This is a genomic window from Streptomyces sp. NPDC033229 (assembly GCF_055576875.1).
Genome location: NZ_JBVIQR010000004.1, coordinates 202,976 through 220,159 on the forward strand (window position 1 = coordinate 202,976; position 17,184 = coordinate 220,159).

General features: G+C 72.4%; 16 protein-coding genes. 3 read left to right on the forward strand and 13 right to left on the reverse strand.

Going from position 1 to position 17,184, the window contains the following annotated elements:
• Window positions 1-135 precede the first annotated feature (135 nt).
• Together ACZ53N_RS05890 and ACZ53N_RS05895 are read right to left on the reverse strand one after the other, a co-directional pair.
• Entirely contained in the window at window positions 136-1,287 is a 1,152-nt protein-coding gene (locus ACZ53N_RS05890; protein ID WP_469139714.1) for an NADH-quinone oxidoreductase subunit D, read from the reverse strand.
• 96 nt (window positions 1,288-1,383) lie between these two features.
• Window positions 1,384-2,385, reverse strand: coding sequence for an SAM-dependent methyltransferase (locus tag ACZ53N_RS05895; protein WP_469139715.1), 1,002 nt, complete (start codon window positions 2,383-2,385; stop codon window positions 1,384-1,386).
• 121 nt (window positions 2,386-2,506) lie between these two features.
• Here ACZ53N_RS05895 and ACZ53N_RS05900 point away from each other — a divergent pair, with 121 nt between their 5' ends.
• Both ACZ53N_RS05900 and ACZ53N_RS05905 read left to right on the forward strand, forming a co-directional pair.
• Window positions 2,507-3,703 (forward strand): sensor histidine kinase, encoded by a 1,197-nt coding sequence (locus ACZ53N_RS05900; protein WP_469139716.1) that lies wholly within the window; start codon window positions 2,507-2,509, stop codon window positions 3,701-3,703.
• A 78-nt stretch (window positions 3,704-3,781) separates the two neighbouring features.
• Window positions 3,782-4,456, forward strand: coding sequence for a response regulator transcription factor (locus tag ACZ53N_RS05905; protein WP_365211257.1), 675 nt, complete (start codon window positions 3,782-3,784; stop codon window positions 4,454-4,456).
• 164 nt (window positions 4,457-4,620) lie between these two features.
• Here ACZ53N_RS05905 and ACZ53N_RS05910 read toward each other — a convergent pair whose 3' ends face one another.
• The 7 genes from ACZ53N_RS05910 to ACZ53N_RS05940 form a co-directional block, all read right to left on the reverse strand.
• Window positions 4,621-5,769, reverse strand: coding sequence for an acyl-CoA dehydrogenase family protein (locus ACZ53N_RS05910; protein ID WP_469139717.1), 1,149 nt, complete (start codon window positions 5,767-5,769; stop codon window positions 4,621-4,623).
• A 51-nt stretch (window positions 5,770-5,820) separates the two neighbouring features.
• Window positions 5,821-6,804, reverse strand: a complete 984-nt coding sequence (locus ACZ53N_RS05915; protein ID WP_469139718.1) for a carbohydrate kinase family protein — start codon at window positions 6,802-6,804, stop codon at window positions 5,821-5,823.
• Window positions 6,805-6,899: 95 nt separating this feature from the next.
• Entirely contained in the window at window positions 6,900-7,589 is a 690-nt protein-coding gene (locus tag ACZ53N_RS05920; RefSeq protein ID WP_469139719.1) for an O-methyltransferase, read from the reverse strand.
• 66 nt (window positions 7,590-7,655) lie between these two features.
• A complete protein-coding gene (locus ACZ53N_RS05925) occupies window positions 7,656-8,402 on the reverse strand; it encodes an NADPH-dependent FMN reductase (RefSeq protein WP_469139720.1) in 747 nt (248 codons plus the stop codon).
• A 213-nt stretch (window positions 8,403-8,615) separates the two neighbouring features.
• Window positions 8,616-9,713, reverse strand: a complete 1,098-nt coding sequence (locus ACZ53N_RS05930; RefSeq protein WP_469139721.1) for a type III polyketide synthase — start codon at window positions 9,711-9,713, stop codon at window positions 8,616-8,618.
• 388 nt (window positions 9,714-10,101) lie between these two features.
• Window positions 10,102-10,875, reverse strand: a complete 774-nt coding sequence (locus ACZ53N_RS05935) for an SDR family NAD(P)-dependent oxidoreductase (protein WP_469139722.1) — start codon at window positions 10,873-10,875, stop codon at window positions 10,102-10,104.
• A gap of 73 nt (window positions 10,876-10,948) precedes the next feature.
• Window positions 10,949-12,019, reverse strand: coding sequence for a DUF4097 family beta strand repeat-containing protein (locus ACZ53N_RS05940; protein ID WP_469139723.1), 1,071 nt, complete (start codon window positions 12,017-12,019; stop codon window positions 10,949-10,951).
• A gap of 267 nt (window positions 12,020-12,286) precedes the next feature.
• Here ACZ53N_RS05940 and ACZ53N_RS05945 point away from each other — a divergent pair, with 267 nt between their 5' ends.
• Entirely contained in the window at window positions 12,287-12,712 is a 426-nt protein-coding gene (locus ACZ53N_RS05945; protein WP_469139724.1) for a winged helix-turn-helix transcriptional regulator, read from the forward strand.
• Between the two features lie 194 nt (window positions 12,713-12,906).
• Here ACZ53N_RS05945 and ACZ53N_RS05950 read toward each other — a convergent pair whose 3' ends face one another.
• The 4 genes from ACZ53N_RS05950 to ACZ53N_RS05965 form a co-directional block, all read right to left on the reverse strand.
• Entirely contained in the window at window positions 12,907-13,596 is a 690-nt protein-coding gene (locus ACZ53N_RS05950) for a TetR/AcrR family transcriptional regulator (protein ID WP_469139725.1), read from the reverse strand.
• A 79-nt stretch (window positions 13,597-13,675) separates the two neighbouring features.
• Window positions 13,676-14,440: an SDR family NAD(P)-dependent oxidoreductase gene (locus ACZ53N_RS05955; RefSeq protein ID WP_469139726.1), complete on the reverse strand. Its 765-nt coding sequence runs from the start codon at window positions 14,438-14,440 to the stop codon at window positions 13,676-13,678.
• 613 nt (window positions 14,441-15,053) lie between these two features.
• Window positions 15,054-16,412: a phosphomannomutase/phosphoglucomutase gene (locus ACZ53N_RS05960; RefSeq protein WP_469139727.1), complete on the reverse strand. Its 1,359-nt coding sequence runs from the start codon at window positions 16,410-16,412 to the stop codon at window positions 15,054-15,056.
• 196 nt (window positions 16,413-16,608) lie between these two features.
• Complete coding sequence (locus tag ACZ53N_RS05965; protein WP_469139728.1) at window positions 16,609-17,049, reverse strand: DUF3499 domain-containing protein; 441 nt, start codon at window positions 17,047-17,049, stop codon at window positions 16,609-16,611.
• Window positions 17,050-17,184 lie beyond the last annotated feature (135 nt).

The window sequence follows — 17,184 nt, forward strand, 5'->3', positions numbered from 1 at the left end:
TAGCAGCAAACGACACAAAACAAAAAAAAAAAAAAAAAACACCCCCCCCCCCCCCCCCCCCCCCCCCCCCCCCCCCCCCCCCCCCCCCCCCCGCCCTTCCTGCTGCTACTTGTCGCTGCTCGGCGCTACTTGGCGCTACTTGTCAATGTCGCCCACCACGAAGAACAGCGAGCCCAGGATCGCGACCATGTCGGCGACCAGCGTGCCCGGCAGCAGCTCCACCAGCGCCTGGATGTTGTTGAACGAGGCCGAGCGCAGCTTGAGCCGGTACGGCGTCTTCTCGCCCTTGGAGACCAGGTAGTAGCCGTTGAGCCCGAGCGGGTTCTCCGTCCACGCGTACGTCGAGCCCTCGGGCGCCTTGAGCACCTTGGGCAGCCGCTGGTTGATCGGGCCCGGCGGCAGCGCCTCCATCCGGTCCAGGCACGCGTCCGCCAGCTCCAGCGAGTTGTGGGTCTGCTCCAGCAGGCACTCGAAGCGGGCCAGGCAGTCGCCGTCCTGGCGCGTGACGACCTTCAGCGTGTCCTGGAGCTCCCCGTACGCGAGGTACGGCTCGTCGCGCCGCAGATCGAAGTCGACGCCGGAGGCGCGGGCGATGGGCCCGCTGACCCCGTACGCGTGCACGGCCTCGCGCGACAGGGCGCCGACACCGCGGGTACGGGCCCGGAAGATCTCGTTGCCCAGCACCAGCCGGTCGTAGACGTCCATCCGCGAGCGGACCTCGGCGACCGCGTGCCGGGCCCGGCCGAGCCAGCCCGCGGGCAGGTCCTCCTTCAGGCCGCCGACACGGTTGAACATGTAGTGCATCCGGCCGCCCGAGACCTCCTCCATCACCGCCTGGAGCTCCTCGCGCTCGCGGAAGGCGTGGAAGACGGGCGTGATGCCACCCAGCTCCAAGGGGTAGGAGCCGAGGAACATCAGATGGTTGAGGACCCGGTTCAGCTCGGCGAGCAGCGTGCGCGTCCACACGGCCCGCTCGGGCACCTCCATGCCGAGCATCCGCTCGACGGCGAGGACGACCCCGAGCTCGTTGGAGAACGCGGACAGCCAGTCGTGGCGGTTGGCCAGCATGATGATCTGCCGGTAGTCGCGCGCCTCGAACAGCTTCTCCGCGCCCCGGTGCATGTAGCCGATGACCGGTTCGGCGTGCTGGATCCGCTCCCCGTCGAGGACGAGCCGCAGCCGCAGCACGCCGTGCGTGGACGGGTGCTGCGGGCCGATGTTGAGCACCATGTCGGTGCTTTCCGCCGCGCCGCCGATGCCGACTGTGGTCTCAGAGGTTGGGGCCATGGGGAGTAGTTTGTCAGTCACGCGCGCGTGAGGCGGTCCGGGGCGCCCGAGGTGGTCCGCACACCCTGCCGCGCACCTTGCCGCCTGCGTCACCGCTCACCCCGCTGCCAGCTCCGCAGGCAGCCCCGCACAGGCCCCGCCCACCGGGTGCAGCAGCCAGCCGAAGGCGCCCAGCCCCGCCGGGGCCACCAGCTCCGCCGCCTCGCCCGCCGCACCCAGCGCCCGGACGTACGCCGCCGGGTCCGTGGAGGCGAGCGCCAGCGGCGGCCTGCGGCCGTCGACCCCGAGCGCCGTCAGGGCCTGGCGCTGGGTCAGCAGCGAGCCGCCCTCGCCCGCGCAGGCGTCCAGCGCGACGTGCGCGGTGATGTCGCAGGAGCCGTCCGGCACCGGCCGCACCTCGCGGCCCTCGCGGAACCCCGCCAGGGTGCCGAAGGGCGGCCGGTGGTCCCGGCCGTGCGCGTAGTCCACCGCCACCGCCAGCCCGGCCCGCAGGCTGCCCACCGCCCGCGCCCACGCGGTGTCGCGCGGGTGGCCGATCTCCGCCCGGGAGCCGGGGGGCGCGCCCTCCAGGGGCCACCAGCGGGCGAGCCAGGCGGCGTCCTCGCCCTCGACGGGGTCGCCGAGCAGCTCCTCGCCGTCCGGCTGCACGAGCACCTGGCGCGGCGTGCCCTCGGCGTCCGCCTCGGCGACGTCGAGCGGCACGTTGTCCAGCCACTCGTTGGCGAACAGCAGGCCCTCCACCCCCTCCGGGAGGTCGCTCAGCCAGGTGATCCGCTCGTCGAGCCCCGGCGGCCGCGCCGCCAGTTCGACCGCGTACGGGCGCAGCCGTGCCGCGAGTTCCGGCGGCACCTGTGCCAGCACCCCGGTGAGCAGCTCGCCGCGCCCGGCCCCGACGTCGGTCAGCGCCAGCTCCGCCGGATGCCCGAGCGCCGCGTCGACCCGGCCCAGCAGCCGGGCGACGGCTCCCGCGTAGAGCGGCGAGGCGTGGACGGAGGTACGGAAGTGCCCGGCGGGGCCCTCGGGGCGCCGATAGAAGCCGTCGGGCCCGTACAGGGCGGTCTCCGCCGCCGTCCGCCAGGTTCTCGTTCCCTGTGCCATACGCACACGCTATGCGCCCTCGGCGGTCACCTCGCCTCCACCTTGCGGAGTAGGCGGGACGTACAGGGATCGATCGTCCGGTTGACCCCGGCACGTACTCCGCGTGCCTACGCTGGGTGACGTGCAGCGCCTCTACGATTTCCTCCGCAGGCACCCGACGGGTGTGGACGGCTTCTGGGCCGTCCTGCTGCTCGGCCTGATCGTGATCTCCTCCTCGTCGGACGGGCCGGGCCGGGGCTCGGTGTTCGCGGAGATCGTCATCTATGGCGCGCTGTGCCTCGTGATCGCGCTGCGCCGCCGCGCGCCGGAGAAGATGCTCCTGCTGGCGACGGCCGCCGGGGTGGCCCAGCTCGCCCTGGACGTCCCCCAGCATCCGGCGGACTTCGCCATGCTCGTGATCATCTACACGGTGGCGTCCGGCAACACCCGCTGGGCGTCCCGGTACGCCCTCGTCGGCGCCCTCGTCGCCCCCGCGCTCGCCACGATGCGCTGGGGCACCTACCAGGGAAGTCTGACGAGCAAGGTCATCCAGACGGTGTTCCTCACCGTCCCCTTCGTCCTCGCCTGGGTGCTGGGCGACTCGATCCGCACCCGCCGCGCCTACTGGGCCCAGTTGGAGGAGCGCGCCGCGCGCCTGGAGAAGGAGCGCGAGCAGCAGTCGCGGATGGCGGTGGTCGCCGAGCGGGCACGGATCGCGCGCGAGCTGCACGACGTCGTGGCGCACAACGTCTCGGTGATGGTCGTCCAGGCGGACGGCGCCGCCTACGTCCTGGACGCCTCGCCGGAGCAGGCCAAGCAGGCACTGGAGACGATCTCCGGCACCGGACGCCAGGCCCTGGCGGAGATGCGCAGGCTGCTGGGCGTGCTGCGCACCGACGACGGCGGCGAGGGCGGCGAGTACGTCCCGCAGCCGGACGTGGAGCAGATCGGCGACCTCGTCGAGCAGGTGCGCAGTGCGGGCCTGCCGGTGGACTTCCGGATCGAGGGGTCCCCCCGGCCGCTGCCCAGCGGCGTGGAGCTCACCGCGTACCGCATCGTGCAGGAAGCGCTCACCAACACCCGCAAGCACGGCGGCCCCGACGCGGCCGCGAGCGTGCGGCTCACCTACTTCGACGACGGGCTGGGCCTGCTCGTCGAGGACGACGGCCGTGGCGCGCAGCACGAGCTGTACGAGGAGGGCGGCGCGGACGGCATGGGGCACGGGATGATCGGCATGCGCGAGCGCGTCGGCATGGTCGGGGGCACGCTGGACGCGGGCCCGCGGGCGGGCGGCGGCTTCCGGATCAGCGTGCTGCTGCCGATCAGGGCCGGCCGCTGATCGGCGGCCGCATTCGTTCACGGAGTATGGAGGGACGCGCGTGCGGCTCGTACGCGCGCCGAGGAAAGGGACTTCCGCATGTCGATCCGCGTGATGCTCGTCGACGACCAGGTGCTTCTGCGCACCGGATTCCGCATGGTGCTGGCAGCCCAGCCGGACATGGACGTCGTCGCCGAGGCCGGGGACGGCGCCGAGGCCCTGGAGGTGCTGCGCGGGACCGATGTCGACGTGGTGCTGATGGACGTGCGCATGCCGCGGATGGACGGGGTGGAGGCGACCCGCCGGATCTGCGGGCAGGAAGGAGCACCGAAGGTGCTCATCCTGACCACCTTCGACCTCGACGAGTACGCCTTCTCCGCGCTCAAGGTCGGCGCCAGCGGCTTCATGCTCAAGGACGTGCCGCCGGCCGAGCTGCTGGGCGCGATCCGCGCGGTGCACAGCGGGGACGCGGTCGTCGCGCCCAGCACCACGCGACGGCTGCTGGACCGCTTCACGCCGATGCTGCCGAGCGCGGCGGGCGAGCCGTCGAGCGCGGAGCTGGACCGCCTGACGGGCCGTGAGCGCGAGGTGATGCTGCTGGTGGCCCAGGGGCTGTCCAACGGCGAGATCGCGGCGCGGCTGGTGCTCTCCGAGGCGACGGTGAAGACGCACGTGGGCCGCATCCTCACCAAGCTGGGGCTGCGGGACCGGGTCCAGGTGGTGGTGCTGGCCTACGAGAGCGGTCTCGTACGGGCCGGTGGGGGCGGTGCGTAGTCGTGCGCCTTCGCCTGCCCGGCGGATCCTCGGCTGCGGGCCCGTTTTCCCGCCTGCGGCGGCAAGCGCCCTGCGGGCGCGTCCTCAATCGCCGGACGGGCTGAAGTCAGCCCGTCCGGCGATTGAGGACACCGCCGCGCAGCGGAGGTGCGCTCCTCGCAGCCTCAGAGCCGATAGGCAACCCGCATGGCGGAGAGCCAGGCGGCCGCCGCCGGTTCGGGCCGCAGGCGCACGTGGCTGGCGGCGGTGTGGACGTCCCGCCAGGCGCGCTGGAACGGGTGGCTCTGCGAGAAGCCGCGGGTACCGGCGGCGGCCATGACGCGGTCCACGGCCTCCTTCGCGAGTTCCGCCGCCCGGGCGCAGTCCCACGGGGACCAGGACGTCCAGTCGGGGCGCGGCACGACCGCCGTGCCGTCGGCGTCCCGGGCGACCCGCTCGACCAGCAGCCGGGCCAGCTCCACGTCACCGGCGGCGCGCACCAGGCCGAGCCGGTCGGGCGTCACCGTGTCGTCCCCGCCGAGGAGTTGCCGCCCGGCGATCTCCATCGCGCCCTGCGCGGCTCCGAGGACGGGCGGCGCGAACGTCATTCCCGCGATGGAGCGCAGCGGTACGACGGGGTGGCCGTCCACGGACCTGGTGCTGACGTCGCTCATGGGGAAGGTGCGGTGGTCGGGCACGAAGACGTCGTCGACGACGAGGGTGTGGCTGCCGGTGCCCCGCATGCCGAGCGTGTCCCATGTGGTCTCGACGGTGAACGCCTCGCGCGGCAGCGTGAAGAAGAGGTTCCGGGTGGTGCCGTCCGGCTCCGGGGGCGCGGCCGGGCCCGCCACCAGGGCCCACTCGGCGTGGCCGGCCGCGCTGGTGTAGGGCCAGCTCCCGGACAGCCGCCAGCCGCCGGTGACGGCCTCGGCGCGGCCCACGGGCAGCATGGACGACGCGATGACGGTGTCCGGGCCGTCCGACCACAGATCGCGCTGCCCCTCTTCGGGCAGGAAGGCGGCGATCCGGCTTCCGTAGGCGAGGATCGAGGCGCACCAGCCGGCGGAGGCGCAGCCCTCTCCCACCGTCATGATCGCGTCGGTGATCTCCAGGAAGCCGCCCCCGCCGCCGCCCCACCGGCGCGGCACGAAGTGCCGGGGGAAGCCGGCCGTCACCAGGGCGCGCAGTACCTCCGGCCGCAGTTCGCGCTCGGTGTCGGCGGCCTCGGCCTGGGCCGCGGCGAGGTCCCGTGCCTTGTGGGCCGCCACGGACAGGTCTGTTTCGTGGACGTTGTGGTTGTCGTGCGTGGCGTTGCCGTCGTGCGGGGTGTTCATCGGGGGTGTCTCTCCTGGTCTGTCGGGGGGTGCGGCCCGCGTGCCCGCCGGTCAGCGGCCGGTCAGGGCGGCGAGCACGGGCGCGGCGATCCGTGGCCCGTAGGCGGCGGTGAGGGCGTCCGCGCAGCGGGCCGCGTCGAAGGCGTAGGTCTGCGTCCCCACCTCGGTCAGGGCGAGGGACGCCAGCGCGGATCCGGCCCGCGCGGCCCGTACGGGATCGGCGTCGGTGGCCAGGGCCGCGAGGAATCCGGCGCGGTAGGCGTCGCCCGCACCGGTCGGATCGGCGACGCGCCCGGCCGGCACGGCCCCGATCGCGACCGCCGCCTCGCCGCGGCGCTCGACGCGGCTGCCCTGCTCGCCGAGGGTGGTGATCCAGGTGCCGACGCGGCCGAGGACCTGGTCGTGGGTCCAGCCGGACTTCTCCAGCAGCAGGGCGTGTTCGTAGGCGTTGGTGAACAAGTAGGCCGCGCCCTCGACCAGTTCCCGGACCTCGTGGCCGTCGAGGCGGGCGAGCTGCTGGGAGGGGCCGGCGGCGTGGCGGATGCCCAGCGCGCGGCAGGCGCGGGTGTGGCGCAGCATGGCCCGTGGGTCGTCGGCCCCGACGAGGACGAGGTCCAGGCCGCCCAGTCTGCGGGCGGTGGCGGCCAGTTCGATGTCGGCGGCCTCGGTCATCGCGCCCGCGTAGAAGGCGGCGATCTGGTTGCCGTCCAGGTCGGTGGTGCACAGGAAGCGGGAGGTGTGCCGGGTGGCGGACAGCCGCACGGAAGCGGTGTCGACGCCCACCGTGCGCAGCCGGGCGCCGTACTCCTCGAAGTCGGCGGCGCCCGCGGCGCCGACGAGCGCGGGAGCGCGGCCGAGCAGGGCCAGCCCGTACGCGATGTTGGCGGCGACCCCGCCGTAGCGGACGTCGAGCGTGTCGACGAGGAACGACAGCGAGACGCTGGCGAGCGCCTCCGGCAGCAGCTGCTCGGTGATCCGGCCCGGGAAGGTCATCAGGTGGTCGGTGGCGATCGAGCCGGTGACGGCGGTACGCATCGGGGCCCCGTGGCGGTGGTGTGGGTGGGTTCGGCGCGGGGCCGGAGAGCTCCGCGGATGGGGGCCCGCGGTGCTCTCCGGCCGACTGCCGTCCGTCAGTGCGTACGGACGGAGACCTCGAGCCCGTCGCCGAGGGGCAGCGGCAGGGAGGTGTAGCCGTTCCCGGCGGTGCGCACGTGGCCGAAGAACTCCTTGAGCTTCTCCGGGAAGAGGTTCGTGTCGTCGGCGACGACGACCGAGCCGGTGGTCAGCTTCGGCTCCAGCAGGCGCAGCACGTCGAGGAACAGCGGCGTCCAGCCGTCGAGGAGGAGCAGGCCCACCGGGCCCGGGACGGAGGGCAGGGTCTCGCGGGCGTCGCCGACGCGGACCTCCGCGTACTCCGACAGACCGGCCTCGGCGATGTTCGCGGTGGCGATGGCGGCCTTGGCCTCGCTGAGCTCGGAGCCGTAGACCTTGCCGCCGCCGTTGTCGCGGACGGCCGCCGCCAGGTGGATGGTGGAGATGCCGTAGGACGTGCCGTACTCGACGACGGTGGTGGCACCGGTGGCGCGGACCAGCTGGTAGAGGAACGTCCCGACCTCCGGCGGCACCGGCAGCAGGGCGTCGCCGGCCAGGTCGGTGAGCTGCCGCAGCTCGTCGTCCGAGGGCGTGCCCTGCCAGCCGGTGAGGGTGCCGGCCACGCGGGGGGTCTTGGCGTCGTCCCCCGACGCCTCGGTGAACAGCCGGTCCAGGACCGTGCGGACAGCGGGGTCGGACAGACCGGTCAGGTGTGCCGTGTTCGGCATGGGAAAAGAGCCCTTCGAAGGTGGTGGGGGTGTGACGGGTGAGGGGTACGTGCGCCGGCGCGGCGATTACGCGGCGCGTGCCTCGGTGATCCAGGCGGTCGCGGTCCGGGCGTCGATGTTGGCTCCGGCGAGGCGCTCGATGATGGCCTCGTCGGTGGCTCCGTCGCCGAGCGCCCGCACGACGAAGGGAAAGAACTGCACCCGGTTCAGCATGGGTTGGTTGCGCAGCACCGCGTCGCGCAGTTGGCCGGCCGCGTCCGTCTTGACGGCGTCGGCCAGGGCTTCGAGCTGGATAGTGATGAGCGCGGCGGCCATCGGGTCGGTGAGCCGCACGGAACCGTCGGGCTCGACGACCAGCGTGCTGGGCGCGGAGGAGACCACGGCCTCCGGCTCGGAGATGACCAGGTTGCCCATGCCGCTCAGGATCCGGTTGGTGTCGCTGAGGCAGCGGAAGCCGTTGAGGCGGCCGAGGGTGGCGACGAGGACACAGACGGCCTTGCCGCGCAGCGGGCCCCGGGCGTGCGGGCGGGATGCCCAGTCGATGGCGTTCTTGAGCACGCCGGGGAGGGTGTTGTTGTACTCGGGGGTGGCGATGACGATGCCGTCGGCCTGCCGGATCGCCTCGCGCAGCCGGGCCACGGCCGGCGGCGCCGGGTCGACGTCCAGGTCCTCGTTGTAGACCGGGACCTCGGCCAGCCCGTCGAAGATCTCCAGCTCCATGCCCTCGGGGGCCAGCGGCTGAAGGGCCTTGAGCAGACGGGTGTTGTACGAGCCCCGGCGCAGGGACCCGGAGATGGCGAGGATGCGGGACATGCGGCGGCCTTTCCGTGCGGAGTTGTCCTTGCGGGCCGGCCGTACGCCGGTGGATATCGCGGACCGGGCCGCGCCCGGTGGGCAGTCGTCCGTCAGGTGGTGGCGGTACGGCTGCGGAGGGATATCGGCGATACGACGGCGGTCGGATATCGACGGTACGACGACGGTCGGATATCGGCGGTACGGCGGCGAAATTGCGGGAACGCCCGGCGTTCAGGCCGGTACCACCTCGGAAAGGGCTTCCTCGAACTCGAATTCCCGGCTGCCCGCGGCCCATTGGCCCATCGATACCTCGGCCGTGATGCCCGGACCGAAACCGGCGATCATGCCGCGCGCACCGTCGGTCACTTCGTTCTCGTCGAACATGCGGGCCAGCGAGTCGAGGACCACCGCGCTGGCGATGTTCCCGTATTCGGTGAGGGTGCTCCGGCTGAACCTGAATTCCTCGGGGGCGACGCCGAGGAATTTGCAGAGGTCGTCGAGGATACGCGGGCCGCCCGCGTGGATGATGTAGAAGTCGAGGCCCTGTACGTCCCAGCCGTGCTGCCCGGAGATATCGCGGAGGACGGGGGCGAGCGGCTCCATCGTGCCGGGCACGCGCTTGTCGAGCCGGAAGTGGAAGCCCGTGTCCTTCACGTCGTAGGAGATCCAGTCCTCGGTGTCCGGGATGAGGTAGGCGGCGTTGCGCTGCAGCCGCACACCGGTGCCGCCCTCGCCGCGGACCACGGCCGCCGCCACGGCGTCGCCGAACAGGCCGTCGGAGAGCAGCGAGCCGACGTCGCCGTCCGACGGCTGGTAGCACAGGGAGCAGAACTCGCAGGCCACGATGAGGACGTTCGCGTGCGGATGGGCGACGCAGAAGTCGTGCGCGCGGTTGATGGCGGCTGCGCCGGCCGCGCAGCCGAGCTGGGCGATCGGGATCTGGCGGGTGTCGGAGCGGAACCCCATGGAGTTGATCAGCCAGGCCGTCATCGAGGGCATCATGAAGCCCGTGCACGACACGTAGATGATCGCGTCGACATCGCGGGCGGTCAGCTCGGCATTGGCGAGGGCCTGCTGGACGACGGGCGGGACCCGGCGTTTGGCCTCGCGTTCGTAGATTTTGTTGCGTATCTCGAACCCGGGGTGCTGAAGGGTGCGTTCGAGCGGCTGGACGATGTGGCGTTTACGTACGCCGGTGTTGGTGATGAGACGTAGTGCGAGCGGCAGGTGCGGGCTTCCGGAATACACGCGCCGCGCCATGTCGAGAGTCTCGTCCATGGTGATGACGTTTTCCGGAACCGCAATCGCCGGACGGCAGATGGTAGCCAAGGCAGTCTCCTTAACCCGTTGTCACGAGCGCACGGATGACACCTCACCGAGGTGAACCGAGGTGAGGTGCGGTGAGCACGTGCAGCATGCAAGCAAATGCCGAACGGGCGCCGCAAGAGGGGAGACAATGCCCCTACGTGGCACGGACTGCCCCCTTCCGGTGGGGCTGCTTCCGGCCGAATAAAGACAGCGTCAGTGTTTTCGCGTCATTGTTTGGATTTCCTTCCTGGAAACTGGCATGGCGATATCGCGCTCGGTGCTCGGCCCCTCGGTGGCGGTGGTCGTCGGCTTTCGTGAGTCGGGTGAGGGGTGCGGGAGGAGCCCCTGCCGCGGCGCACGGGGGCAGCACACGCGGCAGGGGCGGTTCGTGGTCCGGCCCGTGATCGGCTCAGTGCATGATCTGGCCCCCGTCCACGGGCAGATGGGCGCCGGTGATGTGCCGGCACAGATCGCTGGACAGGGCGACGATGGCGTCGGCCACGTCCTCGGCCTGGGCGATCCGGCGCAGCGGGGTGACGGCCTCGATGGCGGCGACGACGGGCAGGCGCCGGGTGGGCGCGCTGCCGTCGGTGGGCACGAGCCCGGGTGCGACGGTGTTCACCCGCACGCCGTCGGGGCCCAGTTCGGCGGCGAGCACCCGCATCAGGGCGTCCTGCGCGGCCTTGGCCACGGCGATGTCCGCCACCTCGGGAGCGCCGCTGCGGGATTCGCTGGAGCCGACGAAGACGATGCTGCCGCCGCGGCGCTGCCGCATGGCCGCGCCGACGAGACGGCACACGTTCAAGGTCGCGCGCAACTGGCCGTCCACCCGGGACTGGATCTCGAAGCCGGAGTCCAGGGCCGTGCCGCGGAAGACCGGTCCGCCGCCGATGGCGTTGCACACGAGGACGTCGATGTCGCCGAGCAGCTCGGTGGCCTGCCAGACGAGTTCCGCGGCGGTGTCCGGGTCGCGGACGTCGCCCTGCACGGCGACGGCCTTGGAGTTCTCCTGCTCGATGTCCCGGACCACGTCCTTGGCGGCCCGTTCGTTGCGGAGGTAGTTGACGGCCACCGAGGCACCGGCGCGGCCGAGGGCACGGGCCGTGGCGGCACCGATCCCGCGGCTGCCGCCGGTCACCAGCGCGATGCGACCCTCCAGGAGGCGGCCGGCATCTGTGTTCACGTGAGGACTCCTGATCTCTCGGCCCTGGCGAAGGGCCCGAGGGGGACGGGCGGGAAGGGGCACCTGCGGGGCGTCAGACGGCGCGGGTGATCCAGACCCGGCCGGACCCGGTGCGGGCCCGCAGCCGTACGCGCGGCACGCCCGCCCGCGGCGCGGAGCTGTCCGACAGGTCGTCGCGCACCCCGCCGGCCCCGGAGTGGGCGTCCACCTCGGGGATCACGCCGTCGCGAACGCCGACGCGGATCTCGCCGGAGGTGGCGACCGCTTCGAGGGCTCCCCCGGCCAGGGAGCCGACCGAGATCCGCCCGGTGCCGGTGTGCGCGGAGACCTCGCCCTCGACCGTGCCCACGTCGATGGAACCGCTGCCGGTGCGCAGGCGCGCGGGGCCCGCCAGCCGGCCGGCGGAGACGCAGCCGGTGCCGGTGTCCAGCTCGGCTTCGCCCTCGGCCCGCTCCAGGTCGAGGGCACCGGCGCCGCTGCGCAGGTGGGCGGTGGCGGCGGTCCCCGTGACACAGACGGCGCCGCTGCCGGTGCGCAGGTGCGGGCGGGAGAACGCGGGGGCGGTGATGTCGACGGTGAGTGCGGCGGACCACAGCGGGTGGCCGTGGGGGAGCGCGATCCGCAGCCCGGCCTCGGGGGAGAAGGAGATCTCCATGTCGTCGAGACCGGGGTCGGTGAATGCCGGCGTCCCGACGGCGGCCACCGCTGCCGTCCCGGGGGCGCTGGGGACGAGGCCGTGTCCGGGGACGTAGCCGTAGCCGGGCGGCACGGTGCCGAAGCCGGGCACATAGCCGTGCCCGGCCGGTATCGGACCGTGCGGGCCCTGACCCGCGCCCCACCCGTGACCGTACGGCGACGGCACGGGCGGTACTCCGGGGACGGGTGGGACCTGTGGCATCCGGCCCGGCTGCCAGTCGTATTCGGGCTGCCAGCCCCAGGCGTCACCGCGCGGCGAGCCGTCGGGCACGGCGGGCCACGCCCCGTGCCCGTACCCACCGGTTTCCGGCCGCACCTCGACGACGAGCTCCGGTCCTTCGGTCAGCCGGGCGCGGATCCCGCCCGAGCCCAGCTCGACATCCAACCGAACCGGCTGCGCGCAGGAGAAGACCTCTCGCCGCACGACACCGGTGCCTAACGCCACCATGACCTTTTCCTCATTCACGAGTCCCGAACTGATCGGAGGGTATCCCTCCGAACCATGCCCTCACAGTATCGGAGGAAACCCCTCCGAACAAGGGGAGTCTGCGCCTAACTGGCTTGAAAAATGGCCCTGACCAGTACTGATGCATCAAGAGTTGGCAAAACCGACGCCAGCGGTAACCAGCCGTTCGTGACGTGTTGAATGATCAGAATGCGACACGAACAGGCAATGTCGATCACGCAGAAACCTGTCGAGACGGGAGGGGCGACCATGACCGGCACGGGGGACACGGGGGACATGGCGGAGGCGCCGTGGCGCGACGAGGGGCCGCGGCCCGGCGGGACGGAGGCGCCCTCCGGAGGCGTCGGCGGATTACCGGACGTGTCGTCCGCCCGGGCCGTCATCGGCATCATCTCGGGAAAGTGGGACCTGACGGTCCTGGTCGAACTCTGGTCGCAGGGCCGCGGCCACGCGGAGCTGGGCCGTGCCACGGGCGTGGAGCGCAAGCAGCTCACGCGCGTACTGCGCCGCCTGGAGGGCGCGCGGCTGGTCGACCGCATGGTCGACACCGAACGCTCACCGGTGCGGGTGCGCTATGGCCTCACCCGGCGCGGCCGCGAGCTGCTGCGCAGCGTCGACGAGCTGGCGCGCTGGTGGGTGACGGCGCCGGTGGAGGGCGCCCCCAGGGAGGCGTGACGGCTCGCGCGGGGGCGGCGGTGGGCCGTATGCACCGGGGGTCGGTGGTCGCGCTCGGACGCTTTCGGGAGCCGCCCGCCAGGGGCGCTTCCGCTGCCGACTTCCGGCCGGACCGCCGCACCGGCCGCGCGCGGTGCAGGCGGCGGGCGCGGGCCGGGTTCTCTGCTGCCGGTCCGAGGCGTACGGGGGGCTTTTCAGCCGCGCCCGCCGTCTTCCGTCGAGCCGCCGATGTCGCCGCCGTTCCACAGGGCGTCCAGTGCCTGCTGGTCGAGCCTGGGGCCTGCCGCCCGGCCCGACTCCGGGGCCGCGAGCCCCTGGATGAGCAGCCGCAGGTACCGGTGCGCGAGTTGCTGCCCCAGCTCGGCCTCGATGCCCGGCAGTGGCCGGGAGATCAGCGAGAGGACGAGCAGGATGTCGACGTGGTTGACCTCCGCCCGCAGCGAGCCCTCCGCGCGGGCCCGGTCGAGCAGGCCGTTCAGCGCGTCCACGTACTCGGTCCTGGTGCGCAGGACCTCGTCGGTCTTCACGAACCGGCCCGCGGCGACGGGCAGCATTCCGGCCGCGTGCGTGGTGACGCAGTGGTGCAGGACCCGGGTCAGCGCACCCCAGGCGTCCGGTTCCTGCTCCGTGGCCTCGGCCACCTCGTGCGTCACCTCGCGCATGACGTCGAGGCAGACCTCGCGCAGCAGGTCCTCGCGGGTGGCGAAGCGCCGGTAGAGCGTGGCGATGCCGACGCCGCCGCGCCGGGCGACCATCTCCAGCGGCGCCTCGGGGCCCTTCTCCTGGAACACCTGCTTTGCGGCGTCGATGATCCGCCGCCGCGCCTCCGCGCGGAACCGCGGGCCGCTCTGCTGTGCCGTCTCCGAGCCGTGCGCCGTGGCCATCGCGCGTGCACCCCCTGGTCGAACTTCGGAGGGATTTCCTCCGATCATCGACTCTACCGTGGGCGCCCGACGTACCGGGTCAGTGCGAGGCCTGGCCGCCGTCCACCGGCACATAGGCACCGGTGATGTGCCGGGTCAGGTCGCTGGCGAACGCCACGACCGCGTCACCCACGTCCCCGGGCTGCGCGAGCCGGCGCAGGGCGGTGTTGCTCTCGATGGCCGCGACGAGCTCCGGCCGCATCGCCTCGGCGCTGCCGTCGGTGGGGACGAGTCCGGGGGCGATGGTGTTCACGCGGATGCCGTAGGGCCCGACCTCGGCGGCGAGCGAACGCATCAGCGCGTCCTGCGCGGCCTTGGCGATGGCGATCTCGGGAATCGCGGGCGCGCTGCTGCGGGACTCGGTGGAGCCGATGAACACGATGCTTCCCGCGCCGCGTTCGCGCATGCCGGGCACGACCAGGCGGCACATCTGGAGGGTGGCGCGTAACTGCGTCCGTACGCGCTCCTCGATCTGGGCGGCGGACTCGATCGTCGACCCGGGGGTCACGGCGCCGGGTCCGGCGGCGTTGCACACGAGGATGTCGATGTCGCCGAGCGTCGCGGCGGCCTGGTCGGCCACGCGGATCGCACCCTCGGGGTCACAGACATCGCCCTGCACGGCAACGGCCTTCGAGCCCTCGGCCTCGATCAGCTGGACCACGTCCGACGCCGCCTGCTCATTGCGGAGGTAGTTGACGACGACGGACGCTCCGCTGTGACCGAGCGCGAGGGCGCACGCGGCGCCGATCCCGCGGCTGGCGCCGGTGACGAGCGCTGTGCGGCCTTCGAGGAGGCGGTTGCTCATGGTTGTTGCTCCTGGAGTGGGTTTGCGCGTTCGCGTGCGCGGCAAGGAATGCATCGGAGGGTAGCCCTCCGATCGCCTGCCGCGAGAGTATCGGAGGGCTGCCCTTCGATACAAGGTGCACGCTTGCCGCTGCGCTCGTGCTTTGACCTCTGCCGGGTTCCCCGCCGTTGCCGCTGCGCTCGTGCTTTGACCTTTGCCTTGTGCGGCGGCGTTTCCCGCTGCGCGGGCTGTTGCCGCTGCGCGGGGCGTTGTCAGGTCGGTGCCGGGCCTGCGGGGGCCTGTGGTGGGGCTGCTTCGCTTTACGCCCCACCACAGGCCCCCTCCGACCCGTCCCCTCCTGCCGGTGGGGGGAGGAAAGACCCAGTGGTGACCGGCACGTGAGAGCTGACCGCAACGCCAGAGGTTTTTTCCCCACCCACCACGGGAGGGGGCGGGTCGGAGCGGGCCTGTTGTTCGGGCGTAAAGCGAAGCAGCCCGAACAACAGGCCCGCGCAGACCCGACACCGCACCGAAACAGCCCCGCGCAGCGGCAACGCCCCGCGCAGCGGCAACGGCGCCGCACCAGCGGGAAACGGCGGGCCACCCGCAAAGAGACAAAGCCCCACGCAGTGGACTACGCGCGGACGATCGCCAACACCTCGTCGCGCACACGCGCAACCGTGTCCGCGTCCCGTGCTTCCACGTTCAGCCGCAGCAGCGGCTCCGTGTTGGAGGCGCGGAGGTTGAACCACCAGTCGGGGGTCGTCACGGTCAGGCCGTCCAGCTCGTCCAGCTCGGCGCCGTCGAGGCCCTCGTACGCGACCTTGACCGCCGCCGCGCGGGCGACCTGGTCGGCGACCGTGCTGTTGATCTCGCCGGAGGCGGCGTAGCGGTCGTACTGCCGCACCAGCTCCGAGAGCGGGCCGTCCTGGCCGCCGAGCGCCGCGAGGACGTGGAGCGCGGCGAGCATGCCGGTGTCCGCGTTCCAGAAGTCGCGGAAGTAGTAGTGCGCGGAGTGCTCGCCGCCGAAGATCGCGCCGGTGCGGGCCATCTCCTCCTTGATGAAGGAGTGCCCCACCCGGGTGCGGACGGGCTTGCCGCCGTGCTCCTTGACGACCTCTGGGACGGACCAGGAGGTGATGAGGTTGTGGATGACCGTGCCGCCGGGGTGCTTGGCCAGCTCGCGGGCGGCGACCAGGGCGGTGATCGCGGACGGGGAGACGGGGTCGCCGTTCTCGTCCACGACGAAGCAGCGGTCGGCGTCGCCGTCGAAGGCGAGGCCGATGTCGGCGCCCGTCTCGCGGACCTTGGCCTGGAGGTCGACCAGGTTCTTCGGGTCGAGCGGGTTGGCCTCGTGGTTGGGGAACGTGCCGTCCAGCTCGAAGTACATGGGGACGAGGTCGATCGGCAGGCCGTCGAAGACGGTCGGGACGGTGTGGCCGCCCATGCCGTTGCCCGCGTCCACGACGACCTTGAGGGGGCGGCTCTTGCGCAGGTCCACCAGGGAGCGCAGGTACGCGGCGTAGTCCGCGAGGCAGTCGCGCCGGGTGACGGCCCCGGCGCTGCCCGCGGCCTCGGGCGCGCCGCCGTCGGCCCAGCCCTCCACGAGGGTGCGGATCTCGGCGAGGCCGGTGTCCTGGCCGACCGGGGCCGCGCCCGCGCGGCACAGCTTGATGCCGTTGTACTGGGCGGGGTTGTGGCTGGCCGTGAACATCGCGCCGGGCAGGCCCAGTTGGCCGCTGGCGAAGTAGAGCTGGTCGGTCGAGCAGAGCCCGATCTCGGTGACGTCGACGCCACGCGCGGCGGCGCCGCGCGCGAAGGCGCCCGACAGGCCGGGCGACGAGGGCCGCATGTCGTGGCCGACCACGATCGCGCTCGCGCCCGTCACCTGGGCGAAGGCCGCACCGAACAGCTCGGCCAGGGATTCGTCCCACTGGTCGGGGACCACACCGCGCACGTCGTACGCCTTCACGATCTGCGACAGATCAGCCACAGCCAACCCCTCCTGGAGTCCGGTACGGGAAGACAAACCTACCCGGAGGCTCCGAACAATCCGGACGTCGGACGGGAAGAGGATTCCGCCATGACCGAAGAAGACCCATAGAACGCGGCAGAAACAGACAGAACACCCAAAGCTGGTGCCTTGGTCGGCATTTCGGGCGGCGTACGAGGCGTCAGGAGCCGGGGCGTCAGGAGTCCGGCGAGCGCAGCACCCTGAGGTGGCCCCGGCGGGCGACCTCCATGGGATTGGCCTCGCGGACGCTCGGGCCGACGGGGCCGGGCGTGGCGACGGGGCCGGGGGCGCGCTCCGGCGGGCGGCCCGCCTCGCGCACGGCGTTGGCCAGTGCTTCGAGGTCATCGCCGCTGGGGCGGGCGGGACCGTTGTCGATGGCGAGACGGACGACCTCCCAGCCGCGGGGCGCGGTCAGGCGCTCCGAGTGCTCGGCGCAGAGGTCGTAGCAATGGGGTTCGGCAAAGGTGGCGAGCGGTCCGAGAACGGCGGTCGAATCGGCGTAGACGTACGTCAGCGTCGCGACGGCCGGGCGGCCGCACGCGGTGCGCGAACAGCGACGTACAGGGCTCACGAGGTTGGACGGTACCGCACTCTTGAGCGGGCCGCGACGACTCACCCCCGCCTCACTCCTCCGTGTCGCCCCGGATCGGCCCGTGGGCGGCGCCGTCGAACCTCCTGGTCGACCTGTGTCGGCAGGCGGTGGCCGCGGGCCCGCGGCCAAAGAAATCTGTCATCACCCGGCATACATAGT

Excerpts from the sequence above, each read along its gene's own strand:
- ACZ53N_RS05890 (WP_469139714.1), bottom strand. The coding sequence starts at position 1,287 with ATGGCCCCAACCTCTGAGACCACAGTCGGCATCGGCGGCGCGGCGGAA.
- ACZ53N_RS05895 (WP_469139715.1), bottom strand. The coding sequence starts at position 2,385 with ATGGCACAGGGAACGAGAACCTGGCGGACGGCGGCGGAGACCGCCCTG.
- ACZ53N_RS05905 (WP_365211257.1), top strand. The coding sequence starts at position 3,782 with ATGTCGATCCGCGTGATGCTCGTCGACGACCAGGTGCTTCTGCGCACC.
- ACZ53N_RS05910 (WP_469139717.1), bottom strand. The coding sequence starts at position 5,769 with ATGAACACCCCGCACGACGGCAACGCCACGCACGACAACCACAACGTC.
- ACZ53N_RS05915 (WP_469139718.1), bottom strand. The coding sequence starts at position 6,804 with ATGCGTACCGCCGTCACCGGCTCGATCGCCACCGACCACCTGATGACC.
- ACZ53N_RS05920 (WP_469139719.1), bottom strand. The coding sequence starts at position 7,589 with ATGCCGAACACGGCACACCTGACCGGTCTGTCCGACCCCGCTGTCCGC.
- ACZ53N_RS05925 (WP_469139720.1), bottom strand. The coding sequence starts at position 8,402 with ATGTCCCGCATCCTCGCCATCTCCGGGTCCCTGCGCCGGGGCTCGTAC.
- ACZ53N_RS05940 (WP_469139723.1), bottom strand. The coding sequence starts at position 12,019 with ATGGTGGCGTTAGGCACCGGTGTCGTGCGGCGAGAGGTCTTCTCCTGC.
- ACZ53N_RS05945 (WP_469139724.1), top strand. The coding sequence starts at position 12,287 with ATGACCGGCACGGGGGACACGGGGGACATGGCGGAGGCGCCGTGGCGC.
- ACZ53N_RS05950 (WP_469139725.1), bottom strand. The coding sequence starts at position 13,596 with ATGGCCACGGCGCACGGCTCGGAGACGGCACAGCAGAGCGGCCCGCGG.
- ACZ53N_RS05955 (WP_469139726.1), bottom strand. The coding sequence starts at position 14,440 with ATGAGCAACCGCCTCCTCGAAGGCCGCACAGCGCTCGTCACCGGCGCC.